General features: G+C 68.9%; 15 protein-coding genes. 11 read left to right on the forward strand and 4 right to left on the reverse strand.

All coding sequences use genetic code 11. From position 1 onward, the window contains the following. Nucleotides 1–12: 12 nt before the first annotated feature. Nucleotides 13–501, reverse strand: coding sequence for a tRNA adenosine deaminase-associated protein (locus AW274_RS08415; RefSeq protein WP_062340956.1), 489 nt, complete (start codon nucleotides 499–501; stop codon nucleotides 13–15). Between the two features lie 138 nt (nucleotides 502–639). Here AW274_RS08415 and upp point away from each other — a divergent pair, with 138 nt between their 5' ends. The 6 genes from upp to AW274_RS08440 all read left to right on the forward strand — a co-directional run bounded on the left by upp (nucleotide 640) and on the right by AW274_RS08440 (nucleotide 4656). Then, entirely contained in the window at nucleotides 640–1278 is a 639-nt protein-coding gene (gene upp / locus AW274_RS08420; protein WP_062430511.1) for a uracil phosphoribosyltransferase, read from the forward strand. A 95-nt stretch (nucleotides 1279–1373) separates the two neighbouring features. Then, nucleotides 1374–1568: a three-helix bundle dimerization domain-containing protein gene (locus AW274_RS08425; protein ID WP_062340954.1), complete on the forward strand. Its 195-nt coding sequence runs from the start codon at nucleotides 1374–1376 to the stop codon at nucleotides 1566–1568. Between the two features lie 73 nt (nucleotides 1569–1641). Continuing rightward, nucleotides 1642–1809: a hypothetical protein gene (locus AW274_RS40090; protein WP_157519910.1), complete on the forward strand. Its 168-nt coding sequence runs from the start codon at nucleotides 1642–1644 to the stop codon at nucleotides 1807–1809. Then, nucleotides 1806–2336: a PH domain-containing protein gene (locus AW274_RS08430; protein WP_030452650.1), complete on the forward strand. Its 531-nt coding sequence runs from the start codon at nucleotides 1806–1808 to the stop codon at nucleotides 2334–2336. The genes AW274_RS40090 and AW274_RS08430 overlap by 4 nt, the downstream gene beginning before the upstream one ends. 145 nt (nucleotides 2337–2481) lie before the next feature. Continuing rightward, nucleotides 2482–3810 (forward strand): helix-turn-helix domain-containing protein, encoded by a 1329-nt coding sequence (locus AW274_RS08435; protein ID WP_062430512.1) that lies wholly within the window; start codon nucleotides 2482–2484, stop codon nucleotides 3808–3810. Nucleotides 3811–3969: 159 nt separating this feature from the next. Further along, a complete protein-coding gene (locus tag AW274_RS08440; RefSeq protein ID WP_062340952.1) occupies nucleotides 3970–4656 on the forward strand; it encodes a FadR/GntR family transcriptional regulator in 687 nt (228 codons plus the stop codon). Here AW274_RS08440 and dnaN read toward each other — a convergent pair. The 3 genes from dnaN to AW274_RS08455 all read right to left on the reverse strand — a co-directional run bounded on the left by dnaN (nucleotide 4653) and on the right by AW274_RS08455 (nucleotide 7958). Continuing rightward, nucleotides 4653–5744: a DNA polymerase III subunit beta gene (gene dnaN, locus AW274_RS08445; protein ID WP_062430513.1), complete on the reverse strand. Its 1092-nt coding sequence runs from the start codon at nucleotides 5742–5744 to the stop codon at nucleotides 4653–4655. The genes AW274_RS08440 and dnaN overlap by 4 nt on opposite strands. A 75-nt stretch (nucleotides 5745–5819) precedes the next feature. Next, a complete protein-coding gene (locus AW274_RS08450) occupies nucleotides 5820–6467 on the reverse strand; it encodes a response regulator (protein ID WP_062430514.1) in 648 nt (215 codons plus the stop codon). Nucleotides 6468–6473: 6 nt separating this feature from the next. Continuing rightward, complete coding sequence (locus AW274_RS08455) at nucleotides 6474–7958, reverse strand: sensor histidine kinase (RefSeq protein ID WP_062430515.1); 1485 nt, start codon at nucleotides 7956–7958, stop codon at nucleotides 6474–6476. Between the two features lie 133 nt (nucleotides 7959–8091). On the opposite strand from AW274_RS08455, the gene AW274_RS08460 reads away from it, so the two are divergent. Genes AW274_RS08460 through AW274_RS08480 form a run of 5 tightly spaced genes read left to right on the forward strand, consistent with a single transcriptional unit; the run spans nucleotide 8092 to nucleotide 11769 of the window. Further along, the gene (locus AW274_RS08460; protein ID WP_062430516.1) at nucleotides 8092–8946 is read left to right on the forward strand and encodes an ABC transporter ATP-binding protein; all 855 of its coding nucleotides are present in this window, start codon (nucleotides 8092–8094) and stop codon (nucleotides 8944–8946) included. Nucleotides 8947–8981: 35 nt separating this feature from the next. Next, nucleotides 8982–9740, forward strand: coding sequence for an ABC transporter permease (locus tag AW274_RS08465; protein ID WP_062430517.1), 759 nt, complete (start codon nucleotides 8982–8984; stop codon nucleotides 9738–9740). Between the two features lie 58 nt (nucleotides 9741–9798). Further along, nucleotides 9799–10569, forward strand: coding sequence for a helix-turn-helix domain-containing protein (locus AW274_RS08470; RefSeq protein WP_062431798.1), 771 nt, complete (start codon nucleotides 9799–9801; stop codon nucleotides 10567–10569). Nucleotides 10570–10608: 39 nt separating this feature from the next. Next, entirely contained in the window at nucleotides 10609–11031 is a 423-nt protein-coding gene (locus tag AW274_RS08475; RefSeq protein WP_062431800.1) for a hypothetical protein, read from the forward strand. Nucleotides 11032–11040: 9 nt separating this feature from the next. Beyond that, nucleotides 11041–11769 (forward strand): metallophosphoesterase, encoded by a 729-nt coding sequence (locus AW274_RS08480; protein ID WP_062430518.1) that lies wholly within the window; start codon nucleotides 11041–11043, stop codon nucleotides 11767–11769. Nucleotides 11770–11776: the final 7 nt, after the last annotated feature.

The raw sequence follows: 11776 nt of genomic DNA on the forward strand, positions 1-11776 counted from the left end.
CCCGAGGTTTTCTCAGCCGATGATGGCGTCGACGGCGCGTTCGAAGGGGTCGCGGAATCCGAGTCGGGCGGCGATGCTGAACAGCACCTCGTCGGGGTAGAGGTCGCGGTCGCCCGACAGGGCGCCCAGCTCCATCTCGTCGAGGCCGAGGTCGGCGAAGACCGACAGGTCGCCCGCGGGCAACACGCTGTCGAGCTCCTCCTCCTCGGGCACCGGGACGTCGATGAAGTCGAGCACCTGCCGCGCGAGCGGCCACTCCCACGACGCGGTGATGTCTGACAGGAAGACGCTCACCCGCTCGCCGAAGACCCGTAATGCCACGAAGAAGTCATCCCCAACGGCGACCAGGCCAATCGTTCCGGCGTTGCTGGGCTGCTGGCGCAGCGCCTGGAGCAGGCCCCGGAGGTCAGAGGTGAGCGCCACTGGGAGCATTTCGGCTTCCCACTGGTCGTCTTCGCGGTAGACCACGATGGCGAAGTCAAGTACGTCTTCGTCTGTCATCTGATCTCCACCGACGCGGTCATCACGGCCGTAATGGTTTCAGACGCGCGACACCCCCGTCCGGTTGTCGCGCAAATTGTGATCAAAACCGCCGGGCGGGTTCGGATGTCTGTTCCGGTTGACGGTACCTTTTGTCCCATGGAGACCCATGTCGTTGACCACCCGCTCGTTTCGCACAAGCTCACGACCCTTCGTGACGTGCGGACCGACTCGCCGACCTTCCGGCGGCTGGCCGACGAACTGGTGACCCTCCTCGCCTACGAGGCGACCAGGGACGTGCGCGTCACCGAGGTGACCGTGGAGACGCCCCTCACTCCCACTCAGGGTGTACGTCTCTCCCGTCCGACACCTTTGGTAGTGCCGATCCTGCGGGCGGGCCTCGGCATGCTCGACGGGATGATGCGGCTGCTCCCCACGGCCGAGGTCGGCTTCCTCGGGATGATCCGCAACGAGGAGACCCTGGAGGCCTCCACCTACGCCACCCGGCTGCCCGACGACCTGTCGGGCCGGCAGTGCTTCGTGCTCGACCCGATGCTCGCGACCGGCGGCACCCTGGCCGCCGCGATCCAGTTCCTCTTCGCCAGGGGCGCCGTCGACGTGACCGCGCTCTGTCTCCTGGCCGCCCCCGAGGGCATCGCCCACCTCGACGGGGTCTTCAAGGACTCCGGCCACCCCATCAGGCTCGTCACCGCCGGCCTCGACGAGCGGCTCAACGACCAGGGCTACATCCTCCCCGGCCTCGGCGACGCCGGAGACCGGCTCTACGGTGTCGCCTGATTAGTTACACTTGGTGACTGCTCGGGTACGTACAGTAGTGACGACGTCTCTTTAGCGTCACTCGGTGTTACGTGGGGCGCGCACCAGGGAGAGCCATGAGTCAGTATGAGCAGGTCGAGGCCATGCTCCGTGATGAGTTCGCCGGAATTCACCCGGCTTCTACTGTCACGCGCTGTATTCAGGCCGCCCACCATGGGGCCGTGGAAGTGACGGGTCACGCCTATCCCGGGCTGGTGGAGCGCATCGCGCGCCGGCACCTCCAGGTTCTCGCTACCGCGACGGAGTCATAGCGAGGCCGGTAGTTCCGGCTTTAAGCGCTTTACCGAACCAGGTGCCTGGGTAATCTATGACTCAGTGGGAGTGGTGACCGCAGTGCAGGTCAAGAAGATTCTCAAGTGGGGAGCTGTTGCTCTGGTGGCTTTCTACCTGTTGTCGCGGCCGCATGACGCCGCCGACACCGTGACCGGCGCGGTCACCGGGGTCGTCAACGGCGCCAACTCAGTCGCCCAATTCTTCGCGCGACTGTCATGAGACTAGTCACCCACGGGGACTCCGCCCCGTCCTCCGTCAACCGCTACTTACTTCCCCACGAGCATCAGGTCATCATGGTTCGCCGCCATCCGGCCGTGTTGCTCCGACCGGTCGCCGAGATCTTCGGCGGCCTGATCATCGCCGGGCTCGCCAGCCAGTGGCTCGGCCCCGCAAGCGGCGGCCAGGCCCTCGTCATCATCTGGTGGGCCTGGCTCCTGCTGCTGATCCGCTTCGTGTGGAAGGTGGCGGAGTGGTCGGTCGACTACTTCGTCGTCACCTCTCAGCGCATGATGCTGGCCACCGGGCTGATCACCCGCAAGGTGGCCATGATGCCCCTCGGCAAGGTCACCGACATGAGCTTCCAGCGTGACCTCATGGGCAGGATTCTCGGCTACGGGGAATTCGTCATGGAATCGGCCGGTCAAGACCAGGCGTTGCGGACCGTCCCTTACATTCCATACCCCGAGACCCTTTACCTCGAGGTCTGCCAGATGATCTTCCCGAACAAGGACGACTCGGACGACTAACGTCCGTTATGCCGCTTTCCAGCGAGGATTCCCGAGGCGCGAACATAGTTCGCCCTCGGGATTCTTGACGGGAGGGTTACCCGATTCGACAGCTTCGTGCCATCATGGCGGGACCATTGACCAATCCCCTGCCCTGAGAGAACAGATGCCGAGTCAGGGAACCATAGGCGACCGCGTCCGAGCGCTGCGACTGAGCAGGCGCATGTCCCAGGCCCAGCTCGCTGGGCCCGATCTGTCCGACAGCTACGTCTCTCTCATCGAATCGGGGAAGCGAACGCCGACGCCCGTCGTCGCCCGCCTTCTCGCCGAGCGACTCGGCTGCACGACGGAGTTCCTCCTTCATGGAATAGAGCCGCGTCAGCGGATCGACACCGAGCTTGGCCTCCGGCACGCCGAACTCGAGCTGCACCACGGCGACCCGGCCATGGCGGCCGACCGATTCAGCGACATCGTCAAGGCGGCAGGCGAGGACAACGCCATGCTCGCCGCCCACGCCCGTCTCGGCCGGGCCCGCGCGCTTGAGGCGCAGGGCCGTATCGGCCGGGCCGTCGAGGCTTACGAACGACTGCGGCGGGAGGCCGGCGCCCACCCCGAGCGCCTGGCCGCACTGCCCCTGACCGTCGCCCTCTGCCGGTGTTACCACCGGGCCGGCGACCTCGCCCGCGCCCGCGATCTGGGTGCACACGCGTTGAGCCGCGTCGAGGCGCTCGGGGTGACCCAGGGCGAACTCGCCGTGGAGCTCGCCGCGGCGCTTGCCGAAACCGAGACCGGACTTCCGTTCGTCGACCGCGTGCTCGTGGCCAATGGGCTGCCGCAGGTCGAAGACCGAACGACCGAGATCCTCGCGCTCTGGCAGGCCAGCGTGACCGCCGCAGAAGGGGAGGACTCGGCGCTCGCGGTGCAGCTCGCGGAGGACGCGATCGCGGCCGGACGGCCGTCGCGCATGGCGGTCCGGATGGCCCGCATCGCGATGACCTGGGCGAAGATCACAGCTACTCACCCCGAAGACGCCGATCTGGACCGCGCCAACGCCCTCGCGGCGTCCGCCGGTTCGGTGCTCGGCGCCTTCCCGGCCGAACACCTCGACCACGCGCGCAGCCTGATCGTGATGTCGTCGGTGCGGCTGCGGTCCGGCGACACCGAAGGAGCCGCCGAACTGGCCAACCGCGCTCTCGACCAGTTGGTCGGCATCCGGGGCACGATTCCCGCGACTGCCTACCTCGTCCTGGCGGAAGTCCATTTGGCACGGTCCCAGAACGCTACCGCCGAGCTGCGCAAGGCGCAGGACCTGCTCTCCGCGACCGGGCCCGCGCCCGACCGCGAGGCGGCCCGCACCTGGCGGGAACTCGGTGACCTGTGGGGGCAGGCGGGGTCTCGCGAAGACCAGTCGAAGGCATACCGCAGGGCGCTCGAAGCGGTGGGCGTCCACGCGAACATGCCGGGCATCGTCACGCCGGCGGTGCTGACCAGGTAGGCCACGACGAGCCGCGGCGGGCCTTCGGCCAGCCGCGGCTCGTGTTATGAATCTGCCTCCAGTCAAGCACCGGATTTGTGCCGGAAGCTCTGGAATAATTAGGGTCGACCAGTCATTGACTCATGGGATGACTGGTTTCCCCTTAGGAGGCGGACTGTTGTGAGTCTGCGTACGGCGCAGCGGGCGTCTCTCGTGGACCAGGTGATCGACCAGCTCAAGGAGCAGATCACTTCGGGCTCGTGGAAGTTGAATGCCAAGATCCCGACCGAGACCGTATTGGCCGAGCAGCTCGGCGTGGGGCGTAACACGGTTCGTGAAGCCGTGCGGGCGCTGACCCACGCGGGGCTGCTCGACTGCCGTCAGGGCGACGGCACGTATGTCCGGGCCATCAGTGAGTTGTCCGGCGCGATGGCGCGGCGGCTCCGGGCGGCCGAGCAGCTGGAGATCCTGGAAGTCAGGCGTGCCCTCGAGGTCGAGGCGGCCCGGCTGGCGGCGACCCGGCGCAGCGACGCCGACATCGTCAACATCCAGGCGGCGCTGACCCGGCGCGAGCAGGCCTGGGCCTCCGGTGACGTCGACGCGTTCGTCGAGGCCGACCTGGCCTTCCACGTCGCGGTCGTGCAGGCCACCCACAACCGGGTGCTGATCGACCTCTACGTCGACTTCTCGGCGGCGCTGCGCACGAGCATCGCGGCGGCCGGCGGCTCGCTGGAGCAGAACTACATCCCCCACGACGGCATTCTGCGGGCCATCGCCTCGGGCGACGCCACGGCGGCCGAGCACGCCGGGCACGCCTGCATGGAGCACATCCTGATCGCCCTCACCGAGACGGGCGAGCTCGACTAGTTGATGCGGAGCGACATCACGAGGTAGCGGAAGGCGGGGTCGTCACCCGCGTCGGTGATCAGCGCCGGGCGGGTGGGCGAGTCGAGGTGGATCACCGCCTGCTCGGTCTCGACCCCGGCCAGCCCTTCGAGCAGGAAGTGGGGCTGGAAGGCGATGAGGATGTCGTCGCCGTCGAGCTCGGCCTGCATCGCCTCGGCGCCCCGGCCGATCTCGTCGCCCGCCGCCTGGATCAGCACCTGGCCCTGGGAGAACGACAGACGTACGGCCGAATGGGCGCCGGCGACCAGGGCCACGCGGCGGATCGCTTCGAGGAACGGCTGCACGCTGACCGTGGCCGTGATGCCCCAGTCGCCGTCGAGCCTCGATCGGTAGTCGATGAACTGCTCGTCGAGCAGCCGGACCGTCGTCGACTTGCCGGCGCTTTCGAAGCCGGCGACGTTGCCGCCGAGGCAGACGCTCACCTCTCCCACGCGCAGCGACTTGGCGACGTCGACGAGGACCTTGGCCGGGATCATCGCGCCGTGGGAGGCACCCTCGGTCTCGGGGTGCCAGAGGAAGTCGCGGGCGGCGATGCGGTAGCGGTCGGTCGCCGCCATCGTCATGTTGACGCCGTCGGCGTCGACGCGGATCGCGGTCAGCATCGGCAGCGTGTTGTCGCGGCTGGCGGCCACCGCGACCTGGGCCACGGCCGAGGCGAACAGCGCGCCGCCGACCGCGCCGACCTTGGCCGGCATCGGCGGCAGGGTCGGGAAGTCGTCGGCCGGCATGGTCAGCAGCCCGAACTCGGCGCTGCCGCAGGTCAGCACCGCCTCGCTGCCGCTGGTGGTGATGTCGACCACCTCACCGGGCAGGCTGCGGACGATCTCGGCGAGCACCCGGCCGGGCAGCAGCACCTGCCCCGGCTCGGCGACCGCGGCGTCGACGTCGGCCCTGGCCGACACGTCGTAGTCGAAAGCGGAGATGCGCAGGTCGCCGGCGGCGTCGAGGAGCAGGCCCGTCAACACGGGCAACGCCGGACGGGTCGGCAGGATGCGGGCGCACCAGCCCACGGCCTCAGCCAGCACATCGCGGTTGACCTGGACTTTCACCGTTGACCTCCGACCTCACCACTGGCAGTGACGACACGCTACCCATCACTACCGACAAAATCCGACGGTCTCGCCTCAGCGGCCATTGAGGTATGCCAGAACCGCCAATACCCGCCGATTGTCGTCGTCACTCGGGGCCAGGTCGAGTTTGCCGAAGATGCTGGCCGTGTGTTTGCCCACGGCGCTCTCGCTCAGGAACAGCCGCTGGCCGATCGCGGCGTTCGACCGCCCCTCGGCCATCAGCTCCAGGACCTCGCGTTCGCGCGGGGTCAGGCGGGCGATCGGCTCGTTGCGGGCGTTGCTGACCATGAGCTTGGCGATCACGTCGGGGTCCATCGCGGTGCCGCCCCCGGCCACCCGGCGCACCGCGTCGATGAACTGGTCGGTGTTGAAGACGCGGTCTTTCAGCAGGTAGCCGATGCCGCCGGTGCCGTCGGCGAGCAGTTCGCGGGCGTAGAGCTGCTGGACGTGCTGCGAGAGCACCAGCACCGGTAATCCGGGGACCTGTTTGCGGGCGGCCAGTGCGGCCTGGAGCCCTTCGTCGGTGAAGGTGGGCGGGAGCCGTACATCGACGACGGCGACGTCGGGGCGGTGGGTGACCAGAGCGCGCAGCAGCTCAGGGCCCGACTCCACGGCCGCGACCACGTCGAACTCGTGGGCGCGGAGCAGGTGGACGAGGCCCTCGCGCAGCAGGTGGAGGTCTTCGGCGAGTACGACCTTCATGATCGGTCAGCATACGCCCGGATTCTTGGCCACCGTCGGGTTGAGCCGGATGCCGGTGGCCAGCATGGTGGCGCCGAGGGCGATCATGACCGCGACCGTGGGCCACTGGAACGGCGGCGGCATGTAGAGGGCCAGGAACCACGACCGCTCGTCCGGCTGGAAGATCAGCATGAACGTCGCCACCAGCCCCTGTGGGAACAGCGGCAACCAGCACAAGCTCCAGCAGAGCGCGTAGACCAGGCCGCGCCAGCCCTTCGGCAGCGCGTTGACCGGCTCGGTCTCCCCGTCGCCGGGAAGCGCGTCGAGCACCTCGATGGTCGCCGTGGTGCCGCCGCCGGGCGGGCTCGACAGGGCCAGCACCCCGTCGAAGGCCGCCAGCCGCCGTTCGATGCCGGCCAGTCCCCCTCCCGGTACGGCCTTCGCCCCGCCCGGCCCGTCGTCGGACACCGTCACCCGCAGCGCCCGGCCGCGCCTGCTGATGTCGATGGTGACCTTGGACGCGTACCGCGACGCGTTGGCCAGCAGCTCGCTGACGGCGAAGTAGACCGCCGACTCGACCGGCGACTCGGGCCGCTCCAGCAGGTCGGCGTGGACCTTGACCTTGAGCGGGCTGTCGAGGGCGAGCGCCTGGAGCGCGTCGCCGAGCCCGCGTTCGGCCAGGACGGGCGGGTGGATGCCCCTGACCAGCTGCCGGAGTTCCTGCAGGGCGGTCGCCGACGACTCCCTCGCCTTCACCAGCAGCGCCTTCGCGGCGACCGGGTCGTTGTCGAGGAGCTGCTCGGCGGCGCCGATCGTCATGCCCACGGCCACCATGCGCGCCTGGGCCCCGTCGTGCAGGTCACGCTCGATCCTGCGGAGCTCGGCGGCCTGGAGGTCGAGTTGATCGGCCCTGACCTGGTTGAGCCTGTTGACCTGCCCGACCAGCTGGGTGTTGGCCGTGGGGCCGAGCAGGGCCAGGGCGTACAGGCCATAGTTCTTCAGTGCCACGGGAGCGAGGAAGAAGGCGAGGACGGAGAGGGCCAGGCCCCAGTACAGGCCCTCCGAGAACGTCAGCCAGACGCCCCAGCCGATGACGAACGTCGGCCCGAAGGCCAGCACCGAGCGGGTCCACGGGTCGATGATGATCCACACCAGCTCGCGCCAGGTCGCCGGATCGGTGATCACCCAGGCCAGCATCCTGTCGATGTGCGGCGAGGTCGCCGTGCGGTAGCGCTTGCCCTTGTGGTGGTAGTAGCCGTCGCGGGCCCGCACCAGCGCGGGCGGCCGGGGCCGGTAGGGGACGGGGATGTCCACCCCGATCCAGCGGCGGATCAGCGATCGGTCGATGCCGGCCATGAAGCGGATCAGGCGTACCGAGGGCTCCAGCAGGAACACCATGCCGGCCACCGTCGACACCAGCACGCCGACGATCGCCACCAGTGTCACCGGGATCTGGACGATGACCAACGCCGACAGCGCGAGCCCGTAACCGAGCGATCTGACCTGCTTCATGCGTTTCAGTGTGACCGCGCGGAGCCTCGGAGGGGAGTGCACGAAGCCGCCCGAGGGGGGTGGGGTTTCCTCCACCCCGGGTGGGTCACCAGATGCATTACCTCCGAGCTCGCGGATTTCTAACGTTCTCGGCATGGCAATCATCACGGTTCAGAACCTGCGCAAGCAGTACGGCGACAAGATCGCCGTCAAGGACGTCTCGTTCTCCGTGGAAGAGGGCGAGATCTACGGGATCGTCGGCCGCAACGGCGCCGGCAAGACCACGACCGTCGAGTGCGTGGCCGGCCTGCGCAAGCCCGACGGCGGCGCCGTGCACGTCGCGGCCGACCTCAAGCAGCAGGTCGGGGTGCAGCTCCAGGAGAGCACCATGCCCGACAAGCTCCGCGTCGGCGAGGCCCTCGACCTGTACGCCTCCTTCTACGCCAACCCCGCCTCGGTGACCGAGCTCCTCGACGAGGTCGGGCTCGACCCGAAGGTCGGCTTCGCCAAGTTGTCGGGCGGCCAGCGCCAGCGCCTGTCGATCGCGCTCGCCCTGGTCGGCAATCCCAAGATCGCGATCCTGGACGAGCTGACCACCGGTCTCGACCCGCAGGCCCGGCGCGAGACGTGGGAGCTGATCAGCCGGATCCGCGAGCGCGGCGTGACCGTGCTGCTGGTCAGCCACTTCATGGAAGAGGTCGAACGCCTCTGCGACCGCGTCGCGGTCATCGCCGACGGCAGCGTGCTGGCCGTCGACACCCCGGCCGGGCTCATCTCCCGGACGGGCGGCGTACACCGCGTCACCTTCCGGTCGACCGTGCCGGTCGAGAGCCTCAAGTCGCTGCCCGAGGTGCACTCGGTGACCGTCGAGGCCGGCCAGGTGACCGTCACCGGCGACCAGAACGTGCTGCGCGCGATCGTCACCACCCTGCCCGACTCGGCGATCTCCGGCCTCAAGACCGAGACCAGCACGATGGACGACGCCTTCCTCGCCCTCACCGGCGAATGACCACCACCCCCACCACACGAGGAGCTCTGCCCGACATGGCCGTCACCGCCCCCCAGGTCCGCCGTCTGACTTCGGTGGAGACCAAGCTCTACCTGCGCGAACCCGCCGTGATCTTCTTCGCGGTCGGCCTGCCGATCGCCCTGATGCTGATCCTCGGCGGCTCGATCCCCGACTTCCGCGAGCCCGACCCCGCGCTCGGCGGCCTGCGGCCGATCGACACCCACCTGCCCGCGATGATGATCCTCCTCTCGGTGCTCACCTGCGCGTTCTCGCTGCTCCCGACCGTGCTGGTCACCTATCGGGAGCGCGGCATCCTGAAGCGGATGTCGACCACGCCGGTCAGCCCGGTCACCGTGCTCGGCGTGCAGCTGGTGCTCAACCTCGCCATGGCGCTGTTCACCACCGTGCTCATGCTGGTCCTGGCCAATCTCGTGTACGACGTCCCGTTCCCCCAGGCGCCCCTCGCCTTCACCGGCATCCTCCTGCTGGGCATGGTGTCGTCGTTCGCCATCGGGCTGCTGCTGGCCGCCTTCGCGCCCACCTCGCGCATCGTCCAGGGCCTCGGCATGGCGGTGTTCTTCCCCTCGCTGTTCTTCGCCGGCATGTGGGTGCCGCACGCCCTGATGCCCGACGCGCTGCGCGTCGTCTCCGAGTTCACCCCGTCGGGGGCCTTCGGCGCCGCGCTCGTGGACGTCCTGGCCACCGGCAGCGCCGAGTGGACGCACGTCGCCCTGATGGCCGGCTGGGGCGCGGTCGCCGCGGTCGTGGCCGTCCGGTTCTTCCGCTGGTTGTGATTACCCGCCGGGTAATCGCCCGCATGACCTGTCAGAGCCTAGGTTCGGAGGTGTGACGATGACCTCAGTCGGCCCCCTGCTCCGCGGATGGCGCGAGAACCGCCGGCTCAGCCAGCTCGACCTGTCCGTCGCCGCCGACGTCTCCACCCGGCACATCAGCTTCCTGGAGACCGGCCGGGCCCGGCCCAGCCGCGAGATGATCCTGCGCATCGCCGACTGCCTCGACCTGCCGCTCCGGGAGCGCAACCGGCTGCTGCTGTCAGCCGGTTTCGCCCCGGTCTACGGCGAGACCTCCCTGTCCAACCCCCGGATGGCCGCCATTCAGGCGGCCATCCGGCAGGTCCTCACCGGCCACGAGCCCTACCCTGCCGTCGTCGTCGACCAGCGCTGGAACCTCGTCGACGCCAACGCCGGCCTCGCCCTCCTCGCCGAGGGCATCGACCCCGACCTGACCGCCAACGTGCTGCGCGCCTCCCTCCACCCGGAGGGCCTGGCCCCGCGCATCGCCAACCACGGCGAGTGGCGCGCCCACCTGCTCTCCCGCCTGCGCCGCCAGATCGCCTTCACCGCCGACCCGGAGCTCACCTCCCTGTACGAGGAGCTCCGCGGCTACCCCTGCGACCAGCCCGAACCGGAGATCGAGTTCCCCGGGCCGGGCGACATCTTCGTCCCGATGCGCCTGCGCCACGACAGGGGCGAACTCCGCTTCTTCAGCATCATGGCGACCTTCGGCACGCCCCTTGACGTGACCGTGGCCGAGTTGGCCATCGAATCGTTCTTCCCCGCCGACGATCACACTCGCCGGGTGATGACAGAATTCGCGAGATAGGATCACGTTCTACTGCGGAGGCCCAGCGTGTCGGCTCAGGTGTTGAAGAACACGTTTCACATCGGCGTCGAACCCAAGGTCGTGTTGGACCATCTGACGACCCCGGAGAACTACATCGGCCTCTCCCCGATCGTGGTCGCCGTCGACGACGTCGACAGGTCGGCCCCCGGAGTCGTCCGCTACACCGCCACCGAACGTTTCCGCTTCTTCGGCTTCCTCAAGTGGGACAACCGCATCGCGGTCGAGCTGTTCACCGATGACGGCGCCGTGTGGGGAGACGTGAAGAGCCCGGGCGGGGTGCGGATGGCGTACCGCTTCGACCTCAGCGCCGAAGGAACCGGGACCCGCATCGACGACGTGCTCAATCTGTCGGCGCCCTCCCTGATCATCAGTTACGCCGCCTCCGAGGCCCGCAAGGTCCAGCTGGCGCGGGCGCGTATCCTCGTCGAACGGCTCGCCTAGGAGGTCCAGATGATCGTCGTGGCCCATGTCAGCGACACCCACATCGACGGCGGCCCCCGCGCCACAGAGCGGGCCGAACGGGTCATGCGCCACGTCGACGGCCTCGCGGTCGACGCCGTGATCGCCACCGGCGACATCGCCGACAACGGCGCCCCGGCCGAATACGAGCTGGCCCGCAAGATCCTGACGACCCGCCACCCGACGCTCATCTGCCCCGGCAACCACGACTCCCGCGGCCCCTTCCGCGAAGTGCTGCTCGGCTCCGCCGGAACGGACCCCGTCAACCAGGTCATGTCGGTCGGATCGTTCAGCATCGTCCTGGTCGACTCGAGCATCCCCGGCCGCGCCGAGGGCCGCCTGGAGGAGTCGACGCTGACGTGGCTCGACGAGACGCTCTCGACACTGCCCGGCAAGGCGTTCGTCGGCATGCACCACCAGGCGTCGACCCTGCACAGCCCCTACGTCGACGGCATCGGGCTACGGAACCCCAGCGACCTGGCGGAGGTGCTCGGCCGGCACTCCAACGTGGTGGCGGTGTTGTCGGGCCACGCCCACACGGCCGCCGCCACGACGTTCGCCGGCCTGCCGCTGCTGGTCGGACCGGGCGTGGTCAGCACCGGGCTGACGCCGTACGAGACCGAGAACCGGCCGCCGGTGTCGGTCGAACAACCGCCGGGGTTCGCCCTGCACGTGTTCGACGGCGAGCACCTGGTCACCCACTATCGGGTGGTCGTCTGACCGCGCG

The sequence above is a fragment of the Herbidospora daliensis genome (assembly GCF_001570585.1).
Lineage (GTDB): Bacteria > Actinomycetota > Actinomycetes > Streptosporangiales > Streptosporangiaceae > Herbidospora > Herbidospora daliensis.